Here is a 21111-nt window from a genome sequence, read left to right on the forward strand (position 1 = left end):
TTTGACGTGGGAGCCTTGGGCTGTCCGCTGTCTGCATTCGTATTCCAAACTGCTCACCATCTGGAGCAACCGCATGTTTCGCTATTTTGAGAACCTGATTGACCCCTATTGCAGCTATGCAGAAACGGACACGCCGCCGACGCGGTTGTGGCCGTTTCTGCGTGAGTATTCGAAACCGTTCAAAACCGTTTTTGTGCTGGCGGCGTTGATGTCCGTCGTCGTGGCCGCGATCGAGGTCGGTCTGATCTATTACATGGGCCGGGTGGTGGACCTGATGTCGGGCACCCCGGCGGAGGTCTGGGAAAACCACGGCACCGAGCTGATTCTGGTTGCCCTGTTCATCCTGTTGCTGCGGCCGGTGTTGCAGCTTTTGGATGTGGTGCTGCTGAACAATGCGATCCTGCCGAACTTTGGCACGCTGATCCGCTGGCGGGCGCACAAGCATGTGTTGCGGCAGTCGGTCGGCTGGTTCGAGAATGACTTTGCCGGCCGTATCGCCAACCGCATCATGCAGACCCCGCCTGCCGCCGGTGAGGTGATTTTCCAGGTGTTTGACGCCATCACCTTCTCGCTCGCCTATCTGGTGGGGGCGGCGGTGCTGCTGTGGGTTGCGGATGTGCGGCTGATGTTGCCGCTTGCCGTCTGGTTCGTTCTCTATGCGCTGCTGGTGCTGTGGACGGTCCGCCGGGTGGGTCCGGCCAGCCAGGCGTCATCCGACGCGCGCTCCACCGTGACCGGGCGGGTCGTCGACAGCTATTCCAACATTCACTCGGTCAAGATGTTCGCCCATCATCACCACGAGCTGACCTATGCCCGCGATGCGATCGAGGACACCCGCAAGACGTTTCAGGCGGAGATGCGGATCTTCACCATCATGGATGCGACCCTTGTGACGCTGAACGGGTTGTTGATCGTCGGTGTGGTTGGATGGGCCGTGATGTTGTGGACACAGGGCACCGCCTCCGTGGGGCTGGTGGCTGCGGCCACCGCGCTGACCCTGCGTCTGAACGCGATGACCGGCTGGATTATGTGGGCGCTGACCTCGTTTTTCCGCCAATTGGGGGTGGTGGCGGAGGGAATGGAGACCATCGCCCAACCCATTGATCTGGTGGACGCCGCCAATGCGCAGCCGCTGCGGCTGACAGACGGGGAAATCGAGCTGCGCAACCTGTCCCATCACTATGGTCGCGAGGCAGGTGGTCTGGACCGGATCAACCTGACCATCCGACCGGGCGAAAAAATCGGCCTGATCGGCCGCTCCGGGGCCGGTAAGTCAACCCTGGTGAAGCTTTTGCTGCGGTTCTATGACGCTGAGAAGGGCCAGATCCTGATTGATGGTCAGGACATTCGCAGCGTCACTCAGGACAGTCTGCGGCTGAACATCGGAATGGTGCAGCAGGACAGCGCGCTGATGCACCGATCTGTGCGCGACAACCTGCTGTATGGCCGCCCGGATGCCAGCGAAGAGCAGATGGTCGCCGCCGCCAAACAGGCCCAAGCGCATGACTTCATCCTTGATCTGGCGGATCCGCAGGGACGCCGCGGCTATGACGCCCATGTGGGCGAACGCGGAGTGAAGCTGTCCGGCGGGCAGCGCCAGCGGGTGACATTGGCGCGGGTCATCCTGAAGGATGCGCCGATTCTGGTGCTGGATGAGGCGACATCGGCGCTGGACTCGGAGGTCGAGTCGGCGATTCAGGAGACCCTCTATGGTATGATGCAGGGCAAGACGGTGATCGCTATTGCACACCGGCTGTCCACCATCGCGCAAATGGACCGTATCCTTGTGATGGATCAGGGCCGTATTGTTGAAGAGGGCAGCCATGACGCGCTATTGCAGGCGCAGGGGCTTTACGCCCAGCTCTGGGCGCGTCAATCCGGCGGGTTCCTGAACATCGAGGCCGCAGAATGAACATTGGCAATCTGATCGACGCCTTCCGCCCCGCTTACGGGCCGCCGCCGCGCCAGCTGGGTGGATTCCTGCGCTGGTGCCTGTCCGGTGCCTGGCCGATGCTGTGGCTGGCGGCGGGGTTTTCGGCGCTGGCTGGCGCGATGGAGGCAGGCACCGCCTATATCCTGGGGCTGGTGATCGACACCGCCATCGGCAGCGGGCCGGAGCGGTTCTTCTCGGCCGAAAACCTGTCGGTGATCGCTGCGGCGCTGGGCTTCTTCCTGCTGCTGCGGCCGGTGCTGTTCGGGCTGTCGGCGGCCTCCAACGCGATCATTGTCGGGCCCAATGTGAACCCGCTGGTGCTGTCGCGGCTGAACCGCTGGACGCTGGGCCAGTCGGTGCGGTTCTTCGACGAAGATTTTGCCGGCCGCATCGCCCAGAAACAGATGCAGACCGCCAATGCCGTCACGTCGGTGGCGACCGAGGTTATCAACGTGGTGGCCTTCGCCCTGGCCTCTCTGGCGGGATCTTTGGCCTTGTTAGGCTCTATAGATCTGCGGATTACGGCGGTGTTTCTGATCTGGCTGGTGGGTTATTTCGCGCTGATCCGCTGGTATCTGCCGCGCATCCGCCAACGCTCCGGGGCGCGGGCCGGGGCGCGGGCGATGGTCACCGGACAGGTGGTGGATTCGATCACCAACATCAAGACGGTCAAGCTGTTCGCCCATGCCGACCACGAGGAGCGCACCGCACAGGATGCGATGGTGACCTTCCGCGACAAGGCGTTGCAATTTGGCTACGTGGCGGCCAGTTTCCGCTTCTGCCTGATGTGCCTTGCCGGGGTGCTGCCGGTGCTGCTGATCGGTGTCACGCTGATGCTGTGGCGCGGCGGCATGGCCAGCGAGGGTGACATCGTCGCCGCGGGGGCCGTCTCGATCCGCATTGCCCAGATGACCGGCTGGGTGAGCTTCACCCTGATGGCGATCTATTCCAACATCGGCGAGATCGAAAACGGCATGAAGACCCTGTCGGTAGAGGATCGGGTCGAGGATGCGCCGGAGGCCAAACCGTTGCAGGTGACACAGGGCGAGATCGTCTTTGACGAAGTGGAATTTTCCTATGGCGGTGACGTCGGCGGCGTCCGCGGCATCAGCCTGACCGTCAAACCGGGCGAAAAGCTGGGCATCGTCGGCGCCTCCGGGGCGGGGAAATCGACCCTGGTTTCGCTGCTTCTGCGCCTCTATGACGGGGAAAAAGGGCAGATCCGCATCGACGGACAGAACATCGCAGCGGTGACCCAGAACTCCTTGCGCAGCCAGATCGGCATGGTCACCCAGGAAACTGCGATGTTCAACCGCTCGGCCCGCGAGAACATTCTCTATGGTCGCCCTGGTGCCAGCGAGGATGACATGGTCGCCGCTGCGGACAAGGCGGAGGCGCATGCGTTTATTGCGGCGCTGGAGGATGGCGAGGGCCGCAATGGCTATGATGCTTATCTGGGCGAGCGCGGGGTCAAGCTGTCCGGGGGTCAGCGCCAGCGGATCGCATTGGCCCGTGCCATCGTCAAGGATGCACCGATCCTGGTGCTGGACGAGGCGACCTCAGCGCTGGATTCGGAGGTCGAGGCCTCCATTCAGGCAGCCCTGCACCGGGTGATGGAGGGTAAGACGGTTCTGGCCATCGCGCACCGGCTGTCGACGCTGAGCGAGATGGACCGCATCATCGTGATGGAGGAGGGTCGGATCGCCGAAAGCGGCAGCCACGAGGAGCTGCTGGCGCAGGATGGCCTCTATGCGGCCTTCTGGGCGCGGCAGTCCGGCGGCTTTATCTGTACCGATGACGCGCAGAGCGCTGCCGCTGAATGAGCTTCCGCGGCGTATTTCGCTTTTTCTGACCCGTCAGCCGCTGTAATGAACGGCCATGACTGATGCAGCCAGAACCACAGCAACAATCAGTCGGCTGGGCCATCAAGGTGATGGCGTGGCCGATGGCCCTTTGTTTGTCCCGCGCAGCCTGCCGGGCGAGACCGTGTCGGGGATCGTCCAGGGCGACCGGTTGACGGAGGTGCGGATCGAAACCCCCAGCGAACATCGGGTGCAGCCGCCGTGCCGCCATTATAAATCCTGCGGTGGCTGCCAGTTGCAGCACGCCAGCGATGCCTTCGTGGCAGACTGGAAAACCGACGTTGTGCGCACTGCCTTGCAGGCGCAGGGATTGGAGACGGTGTTCCACCCGATCCACACATCGCCACCGCGCTCGCGTCGGCGGGCGACCTTTGCCGTGCGCCGGACCAAGAAGGGCGCGATGGCCGGCTTTCACGGCCGGGCCTCTGGTGTGATTACCGACATCCCGGACTGCCAGTTGCTGGACCCGGCCCTGATCGCGGCCCTGCCGGTGGCTGAGGCACTGGCGCTGGCCGGTGCCAGCCGCAAGACACCGCTGGCGGTGACGGTCACCACCTCGGCTGCCGGGCTGGACATTCTGGTGCGCAACGGCAAACCGCTGGACGGCCCGCTGCGTATCAGCCTGGCGCAACTGGCAGAGAAGCATCACATCGCGCGGCTGACATGGGACGACGAACCGGTGGCGATGGAACAGCCGCCCACCCAGACCTTTGGTCCGGCCCAGGTCTGCCCGCCGCCGGGCAGTTTCCTGCAGGCCACCCGGGATGGCGAGGCGGCGCTGCTGGCGGCGGTGCTGGAAATTACCCATGGGGCGCGTCGGATTGTCGATCTGTTTGCGGGCTGCGGAACCTTTTCGCTGCCGTTGGCCCGCCTGGCAGAGGTCCACGCGGTCGAGGGTGAACGTGACATGATCGCCGCGCTGGACGCGGGCTGGCGTCGGGCAACCGGGGTGAAAAAGGTCACCACCGAAGCGCGCGATCTGTTCCGAAACCCACTGCTGCCGGAAGACCTGAATCCCTTTGGCGCCGCCTTTGATGCCGCGGTGATTGATCCGCCGCGGGCCGGTGCCGAGGCCCAGACCGCGCAGCTGGCCAAGGCCCGCACCCCGGTAATTGCCTATGTCTCCTGCAATCCGGTCAGCTTTGCCCGCGATGCCAAGACGCTGGTGACGGCGGGCTATCGCCTTGACTGGGTGCAGGTTGTTGACCAGTTCCGCTGGTCCGCCCATACCGAGCTGGCCGCGAAATTCACCCTGAAAGACTGAGATGACCGATACCCACGCCATGACACCCACACGCCGACTTGCCGCCATTCTCGACAGTGAGATGTTTGGCCGTTTCATCACCGCCGTGATCCTGATCAACGCGGTGACGCTGGGGTTGGAGACCGCGCCTGCGGTGATGGCGAGGGCCGGTGGGCTGATCTATCTGATCGACCATCTGTGCCTGTCGATCTTTGTGGTGGAGATCCTGGCGAAGCTCTACGTTCGGCGGCTGCGGTTCTTTGCCAGCGGCTGGAACGTGTTTGATTTCGTGATTGTCGGCATCGCTCTTGTGCCCAGTGCGCAGGGGTTGTCGGTGCTGCGCGCCCTGCGGATCCTGCGGGTGTTGCGGGTGATCTCGGTGGCGCCGCGCCTGCGCCGGGTGGTGGAGGGGTTCATCACCGCGCTGCCGGGGATGGGATCGGTCTTTCTGCTGATGGCAATCATCTTTTACATCGGTGCCGTGATCGCGACCAAACTGTTCGGCCATGATTTTCCGGAATGGTTCGGCAGTCTGGGCCGCAGTGCGTATTCGCTGTTTCAGATCATGACGCTGGAAAGCTGGTCGATGGGCATCGTGCGGCCGGTGATGGAGGTCTTCCCCTACGCTTGGGCGTTCTTTGTGCCTTTCATCATGGTCACCACCTTTGCCGTTGTGAACCTGCTGGTGGGCCTGATCGTGAATTCGATGCAGGACGCCCACGGCGAGGAAGAAGGCGTGCGCACGGATGCCTACCGGGACGAGGTGCTGACGCGTCTGGAGGCCATCGAGCGAAAGATCTCCAGCCAGAATGAGACTGATAGGAAATTGTGAATTTCCTTGCAGCCGGTTTCGCGTTATTGCCTGAGACGAGGCAAATAAAAAAACAGGCTCAACACAGATGGACAGACGGGCATTTGGTCTCGGCGCTGTTGCCAGCCTTGGGCTGGCCGGGTGCAGCGGCGGTGGCGCACGGGATGACAGGTTCAAAACCTATGACGGCCCTGAGGTAACCTCAATCGTGGTCAACAAGGGCGCGCGCCGAATGTATTTGTTGCATCACGACGAGGTGCTGCGGGAATACAAGGTTGACCTCGGCTTTGCGCCGCAAGGGCACAAGCAGTTCGAGGGCGACGGAAAGACCCCGGAAGGCACCTATCTGATCGACCGCCGCAATCCCAACAGCCGCTACCATCTGTCGGTTGGGATTTCCTATCCCAACGGGCTGGACCGTGTTCGTGCGACGGCCCAAGGAAAACGTCCCGGCGGCGAAATCTTCATCCACGGCGAGCCCAACAACGGCAAGGAGCGCCGACGTGCGGCGCGGGTGGATGACTGGACAGCCGGGTGCATTGCCGTGTCGAACGAAGAGATCGAGGAAATCTATGCGATGGTGTCAGAGGGAACATCCATCGCCCTGCGCCCCTGAGGGCGGCCGCATCGGCTTTCCTCACCCGGGGGGGGGCGGTGTCCTGTTCCAGGCTGCACCGAGCTCTGAGCGACTGAGCGGCGCGCTCCCGCGTCTGCGGTTGCATCGGCTGCGCCGCTACATCCTGGCAGTCTTGGGCGTGGCGCCGTTCCGGCGCAGCCTCCCGGCGGGGCCGGGCGGCACCCGTCCGGATGGCTCAGTTGGCCATCACCAACGTCCACCAGATCTTGCCGCCGGGTTCCTGGAACCAGGAAAAGCCCATGTTCACAGCCTTGGGGTCCAGAATGACCGCGCGGGTTGCGGGTTGTTCTAGCCAGGCCGCCAGGGTCTGCTGCTCATTCTCATAGGTCTCGGAGATGTTTTCGCCGAGCAGCGAACCAGTGTATCCGGCGCGGGCGATGCGATCCAAGGGCGAGGAGCCGTCAGACCCGAAATGCCAGGGCCGGTTCTGCACCGACATGTCGCGGGAATGGGTTGCGGCGGCGGCGGTCAGCTGGGCATTCAGCTGAACAGACGGTGCGCCGGCGGCAGAGCGCAGGGCGTTGACCGAATCGAGCATTCGCAGCTGGACCTTGTCCGCATTGCGGATGCGATAACCCCCGCCAGTGTCGGTCACCGGTGTACAGGCCGCGACCGCGGTCAGGATTGCAGCCGCCATCAGCAGAAAAACGCGGTTCATGTGGCACTCTCGTTCTGTCAGTTGCCTGATGCACTTAGCCTTCCTGTGGCGTGGGTGCAAATGGCGCAGCGGAAATATGCGAGCGAAACCGGCGGATTGATTTGCGACTGCGGCTTTCAGGCCATAAAATACCTGCACCCCGGAACCCGACCGCGCAATTTGGATAGAGTCATGCCCCGAAAATCATTTGATACACTTGGCAGGCGGCAATTTCTTGCCGGTAGCGCTGCCGTGATTTCCACCCCTGCACTGGCTCAGGCCCAGGTGGGCGACGACCAGCAGGACTATGATCCGCTGCGCCCGCCGCCAGAGCCAGAACCGCCAGTTCAGCGCAACATCTCCGCGTTTCGGGCGAAATCCTGGCGGCCGTACTTCGACAATCTGCGCCGCGGCGCCATTCTGGTCGATATTGACAGCCGCGCCTTGCACTACTGGTCCGAGGATCAGCAGACCTATAAATTGTTTCCCTCCTCGGTGCCGCTGTCGGATGACCTGACCCGCCGTGGTCGCACCAAGGTTATCCGCAAGGTCGAAGGGCCGGGATGGGCCCCGACGCCGAATATGCGCAAGCGCAATCCGGAGTGGCCCGCCTATATTCCGCCGGGCCCGGACAACCCGCTGGGCACCCATGCGCTGTATCTCAGCTGGAAGTATTACCGCATCCACGGAACCCATGACACACGAAAGATCGGCCGCAAATCATCCAACGGCTGCATCGGTTTGTACAATGAACATGTGGCCGAACTGTTTGGACTGGTCAAAGTGGGCACGCAGGTGTTGCTAATTTGACGACAGCACCTTCAGCGCTAGGCTGATAGTGATAACAAGCAATTGCAATCCCGCAGATTTGCTGGTTAGAAAAAAATACGAGGTAAGTCTTGGGTGCGCGGCGCAGATCGTTGGGCCGCGCTAATTCTGGAGGTTAACATGAAAAAACTCGTTATCGCTGCTGCGCTGACCGCTGCTGCTTCGACCGCCACCGCTGGCAACCTGTCCGAGCCGGTTGTAGAACCGCCGGTCATCGTCGAAGAAGCTCAGGGTTCTTCCAGCGGCATCATGCTGCCGCTGCTGCTGCTGGTTCTGGTTGGCGCGGCTGTCGCATCGAACTAAGTTTCGATACACGAACATGGAAAAGGCGGTGGAGATCCACCGCCTTTTTTTGTTGCGGCCCAGACAGCCGGTGAACGCCGCGGGAGAGGGGCCGTCAGGCCGCCTCCACTTCGCGCAGGATTTTGCCGAGAGTGTCCAGAAGCATCTGCACGTCGTCCGCCTCAATGGTCAGCGGCGGACGGATTTTCAGGGTGTTATCCTTGGGGCCTTCGCTGCCGATAAGGATGCGGTGATCGCGCATCCGGTTCTTCACATAAGAACAGATCTCCGTCGCCTCTGATCTGTCGGGGCGGATCAGTTCCAGACCCAGAAACAGCCCCATGCCGCGCGCATCGCCGACGCAAGCATGGTCGTGCTGGAGCCGTTTCAATCCGTCCATCAGCAGTGCGCCCATGGCCTGGGCATTGGCTTGCAAACCCTCGTCGTCGACAATGTCCAGAACCTCCTTGCCCATCCGACAGGACAGGGTCGAGCCGCCGAAGGTGGAGAAGAACTCGATACCATTGTCAAAACTGGCGGCGATCTCGCGGGTGGTGACCAGCACGCCCAGCGGGTGGCCGTTGCCGATTGGTTTGCCCATCACCACGATGTCTGGCAGCGCGCCTTGGTGTTCGAACCCGAAATAGTATTCGCCCAGTCGGCCAAGGCCGGTCTGCACCTCATCGGCGATGCAGATGCCGCCTGCGGCGCGGATCTTGTCATAGACTGCGGGCAAGTAGCCTTTGGGCGGGATGATCTGGCCGCCGACGGAGGGAAAGGTCTCAGCGATGAAGCCGGCGATGCCGTGGCCGCGGGCCTGTAGGGCGCGGATGGCGGGGTCCACCAGGTCGGCAAACTTCTGCGCGCGGTCCGGGTCATCCCGCCCAAAGGAGCCGCGATAGTCGTCGGCGACCTCGACCAGTTCGACCCACTCTGCCTTGCCGCTGCCGCCGGGCTTGTTGAACTTGTAGGCCGAGAGGTCGATCGCCCCGGTGGTATTGCCGTGGTAGCCGTGATCGGGGGTGACCATGCCCTTGGCGCCGGTATGCGCGCGGGCCAGACGCAGCGCCAACTCATTGGCCTCGGTGCCGGAATTGACGAAAAAGCAGACCTCAAAGTGGTCGGGCAGTTTCGACAGGATCTTGTCGGAAAAGGCGGTCTGGGCCGGGTGCAGGTAGCGGGTGTTGGAGTTCATCCGCTTGAGCTGGTCCGCCGCCACCGCCTGGATGCGCGGATGTGCGTGGCCCACGTGCGGGACGTTGTTGTAGGCGTCCAGATAGGGACGGCCCCATTCATCAAATAGGTGGTGTTTCCAGCCGCGCAGCAGCATCACCGGGTCGTCGTAGGTCAGGCTGAGGTTGCCGCCGAAATGCGCGTGCCGACCGGCCAGAACGGTGCGTTTGTCCGTGGGCGTGTAGCGTACCTTGTCATCGGGCAGGTTCAGCAGCGCCGCTGGGTTCGGGCAGAGTGCCCGCCACAGATACATCTCGTCCGGGTCCCCAACCCCGGGCCAGTCGGTCTCGATGCCTTCGGTGGTCAGGGCCAGCTGGAAATGCACATGCGGCGCCCAACCGCCGTTCTGGTCAGCTGCACCCAGGCGGCAGAATTCCGCGCCTTGCTCCACCACGTCGCCGGGCTTCAGATCCGTCAGGAACTCCGGGTCCAGATGACCATAGAGCGTATAAAACGGCTCACCCGTGGGCGTTTCGTGGCGCAGGATGATGACGCCGCCATAGTCCAGATGCCCGTTGCGGTTTTCGGCCACGAAGACCTCACCGCGCAAGGGGGCGTACATCGGCGTGCCTGCCGGGGCGAAGGCATCCACCGCTAGATGCACCGTGCGCCGGTTGCTGGCCTTCCATGGCCCCTTGCGAAAGGCTGGCTCGGTGTAGATCAAGCGCGGTTCGTGATAGTAGCCCAGCCAGATTGCGTCACCGTCTTCGAATTCTTCGCCAACCCGGGCGGCTTCCTCCAGCGGCATGTGAAAGGGGTTCTGCGGCCAAGTGGACTCCTCCACCGACAGCGTACCCATCGGGGCGTCGTTCAGATCCTGCCCCATCAAGGGGGCAAAGCGGCCGCGGTTCTGTTCCAGCCAAGCCATCACGCGGTCGGCGCCGTCAACCACCGGCAAATCGCAGGCGGCGCGCAGGCGGGCGCGCAGCAGACCTGGGTGCAGGGTGGTGCCCTCAAGGAAGCGCCAGGCAGGTGCTTGCGAAATGGTGACATAGGGGTCATCCGGGTTTTCCGCCGCCATCAGGGTGGAGTTCACTACGCTGACCGCCAGCCGCGCGCGCAGCAGGGGCCAGAGCATATCCAGTTCGGCGGCCGTCAACGGGTTGGCTGCGTGATAGCCCGCGACCAGCGCAGCCAGCGCTGCCTCCGGTGTCGGGTGGTCCAGCACGATGTAGGCTGCGGCGATGGCGAGGTCGCAAATCTTCGGCGCGACGCACATGTCGCCCAGATCAATCAGCCCGGATACCCGGCGCGGCTCCCCTAGTTGGCCGCACACCATGATGTTGTAGTCATTGGCGTCATTGTGGATCGCCTGTTTCGGCAGTGCCGACAGAACAGGCTCTAACTTGGCGAAATCGGCAGCGATATCCCCCAGCAGGGCCCGTCGGGACGGATCGCTGATGCACCCGAGCTGATCGGCGATCCAGCCCGCCTGCATCAGGTCCCATTTGAAATCGCGGTCCAGACCGGGGTGCTGGAAATCCGCCAGCGCCGTGGCGGATCCACCCAGCACCTGGCCGACCTCTTGGATCAGCGCGTCGCTTTTGGGTTCCACCTTGGCATAGCAGCGACCGGGAAGCTGGCTCAGCAGCCACACCAGTCGCTCCTGGCCGGTCTCATCCATGACCGTCAGCAGAGCATCACCGCCGATTGCGGCAATCACCCGCGGGCAGGGCAAATCCGGCTGGCGCGTGGCGATATGGGCGAAGGCCTTCACTTGCATGTCCACCAGCCAGCGTTCGCAGCCGGGGCGCATCGCTTTGAGGATATAGCCGTGACCGTCTGCGGTCTTGGCCAGAAAGTTCAGGTCGTATTCGCCATCAAGGCGGTGCAGCTCCGCCTTGATTCCCCAATGCCGTTCAAGGGCATCCGCCCAATGCGCCAGCGTCATTCAAACTCTCCCCGGTGTGCTGCCAATTGCAGCGATCCAATATTGGATCCCATTTGGACCGAGGAGCTTGGATTAGTCCAGCCAGCCTTTCAGATTCTGTTCGATTACCCCGGCAAGTGCGGCGATATGATCCGCGTCATCGTTGAGACAGGGGATATAGAGGAAGTCTTCGCCGCCGGCCTCCTCGAAGCTTTCCTTGATCTCTTCGTTGATCTCTTCGAGCGTTTCGATGCAGTCGGCAGAGAAGGCGGGCGCGATCACCGCGATGTTCTTCTTACCTTCCTTGGCGAGCGTGGCGACGTGATCGACGGTGTAAGGCTTCAGCCATTCCTCCGGCCCGAACACGGACTGGAAGGTGGTGGTGATCTGGGTATCGTCCCAGCCCAGCCGTTCCTTCAGCAGGCGCGTGGTTTTCTGGCACTGGCAATGGTAGGGGTCGCCCTGCATCAGGTAGCGTTTCGGCATCCCGTGGTAAGAGACCACCAGAATGTCGGGGCGCGTGTCAGCCTTGGCATAGGCTTCCTCGACCGAGCGGGCCAGCGCGTCGATATAGGCGGGCTGGTCGAAATAGGGATCGATGGTGCGGGCAGCGGGTTGCCAGGTCTCTGCCATCAGCGCGCGGAAGAACTGATCGTTGGCGGTGCCAGAGGTGGCCCCGGCATATTGCGGATAAAGCGGCACGAACAGGATTTTCCGGCAACCCGCGTCGACCATGGCGCGCACCTTGGATCTGGTTGAGGGGTTGCCGTAGCGCATGCAGAAATCGACCATCACCTGGTCGCCATAACGCGCCTTCATCACCTCCGCCATCCTAGCGGTCTGATCCTTGGTGATGGTCATCAGCGGGCTTTCGCCCTTGTCGTGGTTCCAGATGGATTTGTAGGCCGCACCGGAGGCAAAGGGCCGCTTGGCCAGGATGATCAGCTGCAACAGCGGCTGCCATTTCCAGGCCGGATAATCGATCACCCGCTTGTCGGACAGAAACTCGCTCAGATAGCGGCGCATCGGCCAGTAGGTATAATCGTCGGGTGTTCCGAGGTTTGCCAGCAGGATGCCGACCTTTTCGGCCGCAACCGGAGGGTGGTCGGCGGGGGCGTGGGCAGGGCATTTGGCGGTCCGGGCGGCGTCCAGCATGGTGCAGGTCCTGTGCGGCTTAGAGGTGGGTGAATGAGCAGGAAGGTACTGTCTTTACGTGGGAAAGGCCAATTGGATCACATTGGCGCAGCCATAATCCGAACCTATCACGGGTCGCGCTTGGCTGCGGGTACTTTCAGCGCATCCGCCAGTCGCATTTTGGCCGAACCCGGGCGCAGCGGCTTTTGTTGCGTGTCCGACGGCGTCCAGCCGGTCAGGCAGACCAGGTCAAAGGTCGCGGGCAGCCGCCCTTCGTCGGTGGCAAAATGGCTGCGGTAAATGTGATCGGCGAGCTGGAACAGCGCCCGCGGCACAGGCTGTTTCAGGCGTTGGGTCAGGGCGTTGGTTTCGCCCATGCCGCGCAGATCGTGGATCAAGTGGGTGAGATCGCGGTATTCGGCCGTCAGCGGCACCAGATCGGCCACCGGCAGCGCAAAGCCGGCCCGTTGCAACAGCCCGCCAAGGTCGCGGATCTCGCCCATCGGGGCCACGCGGGGCGACAGGCCGCCCAGAACTGCGGTTTCCGCCTCGGCCATGGCGGCGCGCAGCTGATGCAGGGTCTGACCGCCGAGGGTGAGCACCAGCAAAAGCCCGTCTTCTTTCAGGGCGCGGCGACACTGGATCAGCTGACCAACCGGGTCGTTGGCCCAATGCAGACCCATTGCATGGACCACAACGTCATGTCTGTCCGGCTCCAATGCCAGCACGTCGTCGTCTGCAACCACGGTGACATCCGGCAGGAAGCCCTCCCAGACCTGCGGGAAGGGGCAGACCACCGCAGGCGCCGTAAAGGTTCTGTTAACCAAGCTCAGGCGATCCTCGGCTTCGTCGCGCGCCAGATGGTGCAGGAACAGCGCCTCCGGTCGGTGCCGGGCGCGGCGGGCGGCCAGGGTTGTGCGGTCGAAGAGTTGCGCGGGTGCGTGTGTCATGAGGGCTGTTTAGATGCTGCTGAGGGGAATTCAAACCGCTGTTTCCCTGATCTACCCGGCGCGGTGCATCGGCTGCGGCGGATTGGTGGACAGCGACTTTGGCCTGTGCGGTCCCTGTTGGGCGGAGATGCACTTTGTCGCCGGGACAGTCTGCGACGGCTGCGGCCTCCCGCTGCCGGGGGAGGCTGACGGGCACCGTATCGAGTGCGACAGCTGCCTGCGCGATCCGCCTCCCTGGCGCCGGGGACGCGCGGCGCTTCTGTACGAGGGGCAAGGGCGCAAGCTGGTGCTGGCGCTGAAACATGGCGACCGCACCGAAATTGCTCCGGTTGCCGCCGGCTGGCTGGCGCGGGCAGCGCGCCCGTTGCTGCACGATGACCCGCTGATCTGCCCGGTGCCGCTGCATTGGAGCCGGCTGATGCGGCGTAGGTACAACCAGTCGGCGCTGCTGTCGGCGGCGCTGGCCCGTGACGCGGGTTTGCCGCATTGCCCGGACCTGCTACGCCGGACCCGCCGCACGCCAACGTTGGAGGGCAAGACACGCGCGCAGCGCTATCAGATTCTGAGCGACGCGATTGCAGTTCATCCGGGACGGGCCGCGCTGATCCGGGGGCGGACCGTGCTGCTGGTGGATGACGTGATGACCTCCGGCGCCACGCTGAGCGCCTGCGCCAACGTTTGTCTGGGGGCCGGTGCTGCAGAGGTGAGGGTGGCGGTTCTGGCCCGGGTCACGCAAGCGTGAGGCCATGGGCCAACCACTGGCAATTGTTGCAATGGATACCCAATTCCTCCACAAGCATCGCCATCAGATTAAGGAAACGCGAATGAAACCGGTTGAAATCTATACTTCGCCCCTGTGCGGATATTGCCACGCGGCCAAACGCCTGTTGAATCAGAAAGGCGTGACCTATGCCGAGGTCAACGTGCTGGAACAGCCGGAGCGCAAGGCGGAGATGATCCAGCGCGCCAACGGGGGGCGTACGGTGCCGCAGATCTTCATCGGTGAGACCCACGTGGGCGGCTGCGACGATCTGTTTGCGCTGGAGCAGGCAGGTAAGCTGGATCCGCTGCTGTCAGCCTGAGAACGGAGACTCCAAAATGCGCACCGCACTGCTTCAGATGACCTCCTCCGATGATCCGGCTGAGAACCTGCAAACGGTGCAGCGGATGTTGCAGGAGGCTGTGGAACAGGGCGCGGGCTTTGTGCTGACGCCGGAGGTGACCAACTGCCTGTCTGGCAGCCGGACCCACCAGAACCAGGTGTTGCACCCCGAGTCGGACGACCCGACGCTGGCCGCCCTGCGCGCGGCGGCTGCCCGGCACGGCGTCTGGTTGCTGCTGGGTTCATTGGGGTTGAAGACGCAGGATCGTGATGGCCGTTTCGCCAACCGGCAGTTCCTGATTTCCCCGACCGGAGAGATTGCAGCGCGCTATGACAAGATCCACATGTTCGATGTCGAGGTCTCGCCCGAGGAGACCTATCGCGAGTCTGATGGCTACCGACCGGGATCGCGCGCGGTGGTGGCAGGCACGCCTTTCGCCAAAATCGGCATGAGCATTTGTTATGACGTGCGCTTTGCCTATCTGCACCGGGCGCTGGCCAGGGCCGGGGCACAGATCCTGACGGTGCCGGCGGCGTTTTCGCATGTCACCGGTGCTGCACATTGGCACACGCTGCTGCGCGCCCGCGCGATCGAGACCGGCTGTTTCGTGCTGGCCCCAGCCCAGACCGGAACGCATGCGGCCAGCCGAGGTCCCAGCCGCCGGACCTATGGGCATTCGCTGGTGGTGGCCCCCTGGGGCGAGATTCTGGCCGATGCGGGCACCGAAGCCTGCGTGTGTGTCGTTGATCTCGATCTCGAAAAAGTGGAAGAAGCCCGCAGGCGCGTGCCTTCTTTGACCCACGACCGGGAGTTTGACGGACCCTGATGGATGAAAATCACTCTCTGGCTGTCTCGCTGTTCAGCGAGATCCTGATGGCGGATCAGCTGGCCCGCGCGCGGCTGAGCAAAGTGCTGCCCAAAGGCATGGAGCTGTCGCATTTTTCGGTTCTGAATCATCTGGGGCGTGCGGGGCTGGAACGCTCTCCGGCGCAGCTGGCGAAGGCGTTTCACGTGACACGGGGCGCGATGACCAACACGCTGAACAAGCTGGAGGTGGCCGGCTATATCCATGTGCGGCCCGACTGGGATGACGCCCGGCGCAAGATGGTGGCGATCAGCCCGGCTGGCAAGCAGGCCCGCGATGCCGCGCTGGCGGGGATTATTCCGTTGATCTCGGACGTGGTGGATGAACTTGGCAGCGACCGCGTGCGCGCCACCCTACCAATCCTGCGGGAGCTGCGCGGCAAGCTGGAAGACACCGGTTAATCGGGCGCGCACCAGATTGCATGGTTGCGAATGCAAAAAGGGCGCCTGCGATCAGGCGCCCTTTTTCCCATCGGTCCCCATGCGTCCGTGAGTGGCGGTGCGACAACCTTTGGGTAGCCCGCCAGAGGCGGATCTGGATCAACCGGCTCCGACAGGCGCGACCTCTGGGTGGAGCAAAGATCAGTTTGATCCCGTAATCGTAGAGTAGCAAGAGACGGCCACACGCAAAAGAACGCATAGGGATTACCACCTATCCGATGGGATAGGTGGCGCAGTCATGCGGTGTTTCTCTGTGCGGTCACTTGGGTTTGGTGCTGGCGGTCACATAGTTCACCGACAGATCGCGTTCGGAAATGGACCAGCTCCAGGTGATCGGATTGAACACGAACCCCTTGCGATCCACCGGTGTCAGCCCGGCCTGGCGCAGCAGATCGAACAGCTCGTCGGGGGTGATGAACTTGGCCCAGTCATGGGTGCCGCGCGGCAACCAGCGCATGATGACCTCGGCGCCGACAATGGCCATGGCATAGCTTTTGGCGTTGCGGTTGATCGTCGAGCAGATCTGCAACCCGCCCGGTTTCAGCAGCTGCCGCGTGGCGGTCAGATAGCCCTGCGGATCTGCGACATGTTCGACCACTTCCATGTTCAGCACCACGTCGAACTGTTCGCCCGCCTCGGCCAGCGCCTCGGCGGTGATGTGGCGGTAGTCGATCTCCAAACCGGATTGTTCGGCATGGATGCGGGCGACCGGCAGGTTGCCTTCGGCGGCGTCCGCGCCCACCACGGTGGCGCCCAGCCGGGCCATCGGTTCGCTCAGCAATCCGCCGCCGCAGCCGATGTCCAGCAGGCGCAGCCCCTCAAACGGGCGCTGTGACGTCAGATCGCGGCCAAATTCACCCGCGATCTGGCGCGTGATATAGTCCAGGCGGCAGGGGTTCAGCATGTGCAGCGGCTTGAACTTGCCATGCGGATCCCACCATTCCGCGGCCATCGCCTCGAATTTGGCGATTTCTGCCGGGTCGACGGTGGATTGAGGCGCTTGCATTCCTGTCTCCGTGTGCTCTTTTGTAGTCTGACGTCTCACTAAGGTCAGTAATGGATAGATACCCCGACCAAAAGCGCGCAGTGCATTATCTTTACCCGCCGGTCGAAGCCTTTGACCAGCGCATGATCGACGCAGGCCAGGGCCACCGCATCTATGTCGAGCAGAGCGGCAACCCCAATGGCATACCCGTTGTCGTGTGTCATGGCGGCCCGGGCGGAGGCAGCAGCCCGGCGATGCGGCGCTATTTCGACCCGGACATGTACCGAATCATCCTGTTCGACCAGCGCGGCTGTGGCCGTTCGCGCCCGCATGCGGCCTGTGAAGACAACACCACCTGGCATCTTGTGGCGGACATGGAGCTGATTCGCCGCCACCTGGATATTGACAGCTGGATCCTGTTTGGCGGCAGCTGGGGCGCCACGCTGGCGCTGATCTACGCCCAGACCCACCCGAACCGGGTCAACCACATCGTGTTGCGCGGGGTGTTCCTGATGACCGCGGCTGAGCTGGACTGGTTCTACGGCGGCGGTGCGGGCAAGTTCTGGCCGGAAAACTGGTCGCGCTTTGTCTCACTGGTACCGGACCACGAACGCGGCGACATGATCGCAGCCTATCATAAACGGTTGTTTTCCGGAAATCTTGAGGAAGAGATACGCTTTGGCCGCGCCTGGTCCGCCTGGGAAAATGCTCTGGCGTCGGTGCATTCCAATGGCCAAAGCGGCGACAGCCCCGGTGACTACGCCCGCGCTTTCGCCCGGCTGGAGAACCATTACTTCATCAACCAGGGCTTTTTGGACTATGACGGGCAGATCCTCGCCAACATGGGGCGGATTTCGCATATTTCCGGCATCATTGTGCAGGGGCGCTATGACATGATCTGCCCGCCGTCCTCGGCCTGGCGTCTGAACGAGCTGTGGCCAAATGCGGAGTTGAAGATGGTGCGCAATGCGGGTCATGCTTTGTCGGAGCCCGGAATCAGCGCGGAGCTGGTCCGGGCCATGGACCGGATCGCAGGAGAGCTTGTGTCATGACGCGCATTGACCGCCGCGCGCTGTTCACCTCGGGTGCTGCGGCTGCCTTGCTGGCGGCTGCGGGTGGCTCGGTTGATGCGGCGCCTAAGGCGGGCGGCGCCCTGCGGCTGGCGGTCCCGCGGGATGGCGGGCTGCTGGAGCAGGCGGCGCGTGGGGCGGTTTACGACAGTCTGACCGAAATTGCCCCCGACGGGCTGCTGCGGGGAGAGCTGGCCACCGGTTGGCAGTCTGCCCCCGACGCCCGCAGCTGGACCTTCGAGCTGCGTCAGGGGGTTACCTTTCATGACGGCCGCGAACTGTCGGCTGAGGATGCCGCCGCTTCGCTGCGGGCGCAGGGCATTGCCAACACGGATTTGCGGGATGCCGTCGCGCTGGGCGCTCACCGCCTGCTGGTGGAATTGTCAACGCCGAACCCGCATCTGCCCTATCTGCTGGCCTCTGCGGAGCAGCTGATCGTGCCGGGGGGGGAACCGGTGGCAGCGCTGGGCGCCGCGGTGGGCACCGGATGCTATCGGGTCGAGCGCGCGCAGGACGGCCGCCATTTCCGCGCCTCCAAGGTGGCGGACCATTACAAGGTCGGCACGGCAGGCTGGGCCGATGCGGTGGAGATCATCGTGATCCCCGACGCCGCGGTGCGGGCCGAAGCCCTGCGCGATGGCTATGTCGACGTGGCAGCCCTGCCGGAGCCGCGCGGGCTGCTGAAGCGCGGTGACTTCCTGTACCATCCTTCGGCCAGTGATATGGCGCTGGCGGCGCGCCTTAGCGTTGGCCTGCCGCGTCGGATCGGCCAGCGTGCGCCGCTGGATGACGGCCGTATCGCCGAACGGTGGTGGCTGGTCTGACGGACTGCTGCGGGGGGCCGAAAAGACAAGCCTTGCAGTTTGCCCCGATTGCCCCTATATGCCTTTGACAACAGCGGCGCGTTGAACCCTGGTTCAAGGCTCCACCGGGAATGTGAACGGGCCGCGCGCCCGTTTTTTTGTGCTTGCAGGAGTGTTCCTGCGACCCCAAGTGGAGGTCAGATGACCAACGACCTGATTGCCAAAGCTGCCATCGACCGGCGCCTGGCCGAGATCGTCACCCCGGTGATCGAGGATCTCGGCTATGAGCTGGTGCGCATCCGGCTGATGTCCGGCAAGGCCACGACGCTGCAGATCATGGCGGAAAAGCCTGAAGGCGGCATCGAGGTGGACGACTGTGCCCAAATCTCGAACGCGGTCAGCGCGGTGCTGGATGTCGAGGATCCGATCATCGACGCCTACGCGCTGGAAGTGTCCAGCCCCGGCATTGACCGTCCGCTGACGCGGATGAAGGATTTTGCTCTGTTCGAAGGGTACGAGGCCAAGCTGGAAACCGCAGAGCTGGTCGACGGCCGCCGCCGCTTCAAGGGCGAGCTGGCCGGTACGGAAGGTGACGAGGTTCTGATCAATATCGAGGATCAGGGTGAGACGGTGACCATTGGTCTGAAATTCGACTGGCTGAGCGACGCCAAGCTGGTTCTGACTGATGAACTGATCAAGGAAATGCTGCGCCAGCGCAAAGAGGCCGGCACGCTGAACGAAGACGCATTCGACGAAATCGAGACCGAAGAGTCTGACGAGGAGAACAAGTAATGGCTATCACCTCTGCAAACCAGCTGGAGCTGTTGCAAACCGCCGAGGCCGTGGCGCGCGAAAAGATGATCGACCCCGGTCTGGTGATCGAGGCGATGGAAGAAAGCCTGTCGCGCGCAGCCAAGAGCCGTTACGGCGCCGAGATGGACATCCGGGTGTCGATCGACCGCAAGACCGGCCGCGCCACATTTACCCGCGTGCGCACTGTAGTTGCCGACGAGGACCTGGAAAACTATCAGGCTGAACTGACCGTGGAGCAGGCGCGCCAGTACATGGCCAACCCCGAGATCGGTCAGACCTACGTCGAGGAAGTGCCGCCGGTGGAAATGGGCCGCATCGCTGCGCAGTCGGCCAAGCAGGTCATCCTGCAAAAGGTCCGCGAAGCAGAGCGCGACCGTCAGTACGAGGAATTCAAGGACCGCGCCGGCACCATCATCAACGGGCTGGTCAAGCGCGAGGAATACGGCAACGTCATCGTCGATGTGGGTGCGGGCGAAGCCATCCTGCGCCGCAACGAGAAGATCGGCCGCGAAAGCTACCGCCCCAACGACCGTGTGCGCTGCTACATCAAGGACGTGCGCCGCGAGCCGCGCGGCCCGCAGATTTTCCTGTCTCGCACCGCGCCGGAGTTCATGGCCGAACTGTTCAAGATGGAAGTGCCGGAAATCTATGACGGCATCATCGAGATCAAGGCCGTGGCCCGGGACCCCGGTTCGCGCGCCAAGATCGCGGTGATCTCCTATGACGGCTCGATCGACCCGGTCGGCGCCTGCGTCGGTATGCGCGGCAGCCGTGTCCAGGCCGTGGTGAACGAACTCCAGGGTGAAAAGATCGACATCATCCCGTGGAACGAAGATCAGCCGACCTTCCTGGTCAACGCGCTGCAACCGGCCGAAGTTTCGAAGGTGGTGCTGGACGAAGAGGCTGGCAAGATCGAAGTCGTGGTGCCGGAAGAGCAGCTGAGCCTGGCCATTGGCCGACGCGGCCAGAACGTGCGCCTTGCGTCGCAGCTGACCAACCTCGACATCGACATCATGACCGAAGAGGAAGAGTCGGCCCGTCGCCAGAAGGAATTCGAGGCGCGCACCAAGCTGTTCATCGAAACCCTGGATCTCGACGAATTCTTCGCCCAGCTGCTGGTCTCCGAGGGCTTTACCAACCTCGAAGAGGTGGCCTATGTTGAGCGGGACGAGCTGCTGGTCATCGACGGTGTCGACGAAGGCACCGCAGAGGAGCTGCAGGCCCGTGCCCGCGATTACCTGGAGGCCCAGGCCAAGGCGGCGCTGGAAGCCGCACGCGAGCTGGGCGCTGAAGACAGCCTGATCCAGTTCGAGGGTCTGACCCCGCAAATGGTCGAAGCACTGGCCAAGGACGACGTTAAGACGCTGGAAGATTTCGCCACCTGCGCCGACTGGGAACTGGCCGGCGGCTGGACCAACGACGGCGGTCAACGGATCAAGGACGACGGCATTCTGGAACCCTTCGGAATGTCGCTGGAGGAGGCCCAGGATCTGGTGATGACCGCGCGGATCGCGCTGGGCTGGGTCGACCCGGCCGAGCTGGAAGCCGACGTCGCCGAAGACGATGGCGAAGCTAGCGAAGAGGAAGGCGAAGCCTGATCCGGGCTTCGCAC

At 63.2% G+C, this 21111-nt stretch carries 20 protein-coding genes; 15 read left to right on the plus strand and 5 right to left on the minus strand.

All coding sequences use genetic code 11. The features are described 5' to 3' along the window. Positions 1-73 precede the first annotated feature (73 nt). From AC0IPL_RS01225 to AC0IPL_RS01245, 5 genes are all read left to right on the plus strand, one after another. Positions 74-1912 carry an ABC transporter ATP-binding protein gene (locus AC0IPL_RS01225; protein ID WP_474271400.1) on the plus strand — a complete coding sequence of 613 codons (1839 nt, stop codon included), beginning with the start codon at positions 74-76 and terminating at the stop codon, positions 1910-1912. Further along, entirely contained in the window at positions 1909-3756 is a 1848-nt protein-coding gene (locus tag AC0IPL_RS01230) for an ABC transporter ATP-binding protein (protein ID WP_474271402.1), read from the plus strand. The genes AC0IPL_RS01225 and AC0IPL_RS01230 overlap by 4 nt, the downstream gene beginning before the upstream one ends. Before the next feature lie 55 nt (positions 3757-3811). Beyond that, positions 3812-5059 (plus strand): class I SAM-dependent RNA methyltransferase, encoded by a 1248-nt coding sequence (locus AC0IPL_RS01235; RefSeq protein WP_474271404.1) that lies wholly within the window; start codon positions 3812-3814, stop codon positions 5057-5059. 1 nt (position 5060) lies between these two features. Beyond that, complete coding sequence (locus AC0IPL_RS01240; protein WP_474271405.1) at positions 5061-5870, plus strand: ion transporter; 810 nt, start codon at positions 5061-5063, stop codon at positions 5868-5870. 67 nt (positions 5871-5937) lie between these two features. Beyond that, entirely contained in the window at positions 5938-6465 is a 528-nt protein-coding gene (locus tag AC0IPL_RS01245; protein WP_474271407.1) for a L,D-transpeptidase family protein, read from the plus strand. Between the two features lie 196 nt (positions 6466-6661). On the opposite strand, the gene dalA is transcribed toward AC0IPL_RS01245, so the two are convergent. Then, positions 6662-7144 (minus strand): divisome-associated lipoprotein DalA, encoded by a 483-nt coding sequence (dalA, locus tag AC0IPL_RS01250; protein WP_474271409.1) that lies wholly within the window; start codon positions 7142-7144, stop codon positions 6662-6664. 171 nt (positions 7145-7315) lie between these two features. Here dalA and AC0IPL_RS01255 point away from each other — a divergent pair, with 171 nt between their 5' ends. Together AC0IPL_RS01255 and AC0IPL_RS01260 are read left to right on the plus strand one after the other, a co-directional pair. Next, entirely contained in the window at positions 7316-7933 is a 618-nt protein-coding gene (locus AC0IPL_RS01255; RefSeq protein WP_474271951.1) for a L,D-transpeptidase, read from the plus strand. Positions 7934-8071: 138 nt separating this feature from the next. Beyond that, complete coding sequence (locus tag AC0IPL_RS01260; protein ID WP_474271410.1) at positions 8072-8254, plus strand: hypothetical protein; 183 nt, start codon at positions 8072-8074, stop codon at positions 8252-8254. A 94-nt stretch (positions 8255-8348) separates the two neighbouring features. Here AC0IPL_RS01260 and AC0IPL_RS01265 read toward each other — a convergent pair whose 3' ends face one another. The 3 genes from AC0IPL_RS01265 to AC0IPL_RS01275 all read right to left on the minus strand — a co-directional run bounded on the left by AC0IPL_RS01265 (position 8349) and on the right by AC0IPL_RS01275 (position 13420). Continuing rightward, positions 8349-11357, minus strand: coding sequence for an aminotransferase class III-fold pyridoxal phosphate-dependent enzyme (locus AC0IPL_RS01265; protein WP_474271412.1), 3009 nt, complete (start codon positions 11355-11357; stop codon positions 8349-8351). Positions 11358-11429: 72 nt separating this feature from the next. Beyond that, complete coding sequence (gene hemH, locus AC0IPL_RS01270) at positions 11430-12491, minus strand: ferrochelatase (RefSeq protein ID WP_474271414.1); 1062 nt, start codon at positions 12489-12491, stop codon at positions 11430-11432. 107 nt (positions 12492-12598) lie between these two features. Beyond that, a complete protein-coding gene (locus AC0IPL_RS01275; protein WP_474271415.1) occupies positions 12599-13420 on the minus strand; it encodes an SAM-dependent methyltransferase in 822 nt (273 codons plus the stop codon). 13 nt (positions 13421-13433) lie between these two features. Here AC0IPL_RS01275 and AC0IPL_RS01280 point away from each other — a divergent pair, with 13 nt between their 5' ends. From AC0IPL_RS01280 to AC0IPL_RS01295, 4 genes are all read left to right on the plus strand, one after another. Next, positions 13434-14162 (plus strand): double zinc ribbon domain-containing protein, encoded by a 729-nt coding sequence (locus AC0IPL_RS01280; protein WP_474271417.1) that lies wholly within the window; start codon positions 13434-13436, stop codon positions 14160-14162. 82 nt (positions 14163-14244) lie between these two features. Next, positions 14245-14502 (plus strand): glutaredoxin 3, encoded by a 258-nt coding sequence (gene grxC / locus AC0IPL_RS01285; protein WP_474271419.1) that lies wholly within the window; start codon positions 14245-14247, stop codon positions 14500-14502. 16 nt (positions 14503-14518) lie between these two features. Beyond that, complete coding sequence (locus AC0IPL_RS01290; RefSeq protein WP_474271421.1) at positions 14519-15349, plus strand: carbon-nitrogen hydrolase family protein; 831 nt, start codon at positions 14519-14521, stop codon at positions 15347-15349. Continuing rightward, entirely contained in the window at positions 15349-15789 is a 441-nt protein-coding gene (locus AC0IPL_RS01295) for a MarR family winged helix-turn-helix transcriptional regulator (protein ID WP_474271423.1), read from the plus strand. The genes AC0IPL_RS01290 and AC0IPL_RS01295 overlap by 1 nt, the downstream gene beginning before the upstream one ends. A gap of 298 nt (positions 15790-16087) precedes the next feature. Here AC0IPL_RS01295 and ubiG read toward each other — a convergent pair whose 3' ends face one another. Beyond that, a complete protein-coding gene (gene ubiG, locus AC0IPL_RS01300) occupies positions 16088-16834 on the minus strand; it encodes a bifunctional 2-polyprenyl-6-hydroxyphenol methylase/3-demethylubiquinol 3-O-methyltransferase UbiG (protein ID WP_474271425.1) in 747 nt (248 codons plus the stop codon). Positions 16835-16884: 50 nt separating this feature from the next. On the opposite strand from ubiG, the gene pip reads away from it, so the two are divergent. The 4 genes from pip (at position 16885) to nusA (ending at position 21097) form a co-directional block, all read left to right on the plus strand. Beyond that, positions 16885-17865: a prolyl aminopeptidase gene (gene pip, locus AC0IPL_RS01305; protein ID WP_474271427.1), complete on the plus strand. Its 981-nt coding sequence runs from the start codon at positions 16885-16887 to the stop codon at positions 17863-17865. Next, on the plus strand, positions 17862-18707 hold the full coding sequence (locus AC0IPL_RS01310) for an ABC transporter substrate-binding protein (RefSeq protein WP_474271429.1): 846 nt from the start codon (positions 17862-17864) through the stop codon (positions 18705-18707). The genes pip and AC0IPL_RS01310 overlap by 4 nt, the downstream gene beginning before the upstream one ends. A 180-nt stretch (positions 18708-18887) precedes the next feature. Next, positions 18888-19478, plus strand: coding sequence for a ribosome maturation factor RimP (rimP, locus tag AC0IPL_RS01315; RefSeq protein WP_474271431.1), 591 nt, complete (start codon positions 18888-18890; stop codon positions 19476-19478). Continuing rightward, positions 19478-21097, plus strand: a complete 1620-nt coding sequence (gene nusA, locus AC0IPL_RS01320; RefSeq protein WP_474271433.1) for a transcription termination factor NusA — start codon at positions 19478-19480, stop codon at positions 21095-21097. The genes rimP and nusA overlap by 1 nt, the downstream gene beginning before the upstream one ends. Positions 21098-21111 lie beyond the last annotated feature (14 nt).

This window comes from Leisingera sp. SA32 (assembly GCF_056033425.1).

What these genes read in the sequence shown, in the direction of transcription:
- AC0IPL_RS01255 (WP_474271951.1), top strand. Translation starts at nt 7,316, where the DNA reads ATGCCCCGAAAATCATTTGATACACTTGGCAGGCGGCAATTTCTTGCC.
- hemH (WP_474271414.1), bottom strand. Translation starts at nt 12,491, where the DNA reads ATGCTGGACGCCGCCCGGACCGCCAAATGCCCTGCCCACGCCCCCGCC.
- pip (WP_474271427.1), top strand. Translation starts at nt 16,885, where the DNA reads ATGGATAGATACCCCGACCAAAAGCGCGCAGTGCATTATCTTTACCCG.
- AC0IPL_RS01265 (WP_474271412.1), bottom strand. Translation starts at nt 11,357, where the DNA reads ATGACGCTGGCGCATTGGGCGGATGCCCTTGAACGGCATTGGGGAATC.
- dalA (WP_474271409.1), bottom strand. Translation starts at nt 7,144, where the DNA reads ATGAACCGCGTTTTTCTGCTGATGGCGGCTGCAATCCTGACCGCGGTC.
- nusA (WP_474271433.1), top strand. Translation starts at nt 19,478, where the DNA reads ATGGCTATCACCTCTGCAAACCAGCTGGAGCTGTTGCAAACCGCCGAG.
- grxC (WP_474271419.1), top strand. Translation starts at nt 14,245, where the DNA reads ATGAAACCGGTTGAAATCTATACTTCGCCCCTGTGCGGATATTGCCAC.
- AC0IPL_RS01295 (WP_474271423.1), top strand. Translation starts at nt 15,349, where the DNA reads ATGGATGAAAATCACTCTCTGGCTGTCTCGCTGTTCAGCGAGATCCTG.
- AC0IPL_RS01225 (WP_474271400.1), top strand. Translation starts at nt 74, where the DNA reads ATGTTTCGCTATTTTGAGAACCTGATTGACCCCTATTGCAGCTATGCA.
- AC0IPL_RS01275 (WP_474271415.1), bottom strand. Translation starts at nt 13,420, where the DNA reads ATGACACACGCACCCGCGCAACTCTTCGACCGCACAACCCTGGCCGCC.
- AC0IPL_RS01260 (WP_474271410.1), top strand. Translation starts at nt 8,072, where the DNA reads ATGAAAAAACTCGTTATCGCTGCTGCGCTGACCGCTGCTGCTTCGACC.
- AC0IPL_RS01245 (WP_474271407.1), top strand. Translation starts at nt 5,938, where the DNA reads ATGGACAGACGGGCATTTGGTCTCGGCGCTGTTGCCAGCCTTGGGCTG.
- rimP (WP_474271431.1), top strand. Translation starts at nt 18,888, where the DNA reads ATGACCAACGACCTGATTGCCAAAGCTGCCATCGACCGGCGCCTGGCC.
- AC0IPL_RS01290 (WP_474271421.1), top strand. Translation starts at nt 14,519, where the DNA reads ATGCGCACCGCACTGCTTCAGATGACCTCCTCCGATGATCCGGCTGAG.
- AC0IPL_RS01310 (WP_474271429.1), top strand. Translation starts at nt 17,862, where the DNA reads ATGACGCGCATTGACCGCCGCGCGCTGTTCACCTCGGGTGCTGCGGCT.
- AC0IPL_RS01235 (WP_474271404.1), top strand. Translation starts at nt 3,812, where the DNA reads ATGACTGATGCAGCCAGAACCACAGCAACAATCAGTCGGCTGGGCCAT.
- AC0IPL_RS01240 (WP_474271405.1), top strand. Translation starts at nt 5,061, where the DNA reads ATGACCGATACCCACGCCATGACACCCACACGCCGACTTGCCGCCATT.
- AC0IPL_RS01230 (WP_474271402.1), top strand. Translation starts at nt 1,909, where the DNA reads ATGAACATTGGCAATCTGATCGACGCCTTCCGCCCCGCTTACGGGCCG.
- AC0IPL_RS01280 (WP_474271417.1), top strand. Translation starts at nt 13,434, where the DNA reads ATGCTGCTGAGGGGAATTCAAACCGCTGTTTCCCTGATCTACCCGGCG.
- ubiG (WP_474271425.1), bottom strand. Translation starts at nt 16,834, where the DNA reads ATGCAAGCGCCTCAATCCACCGTCGACCCGGCAGAAATCGCCAAATTC.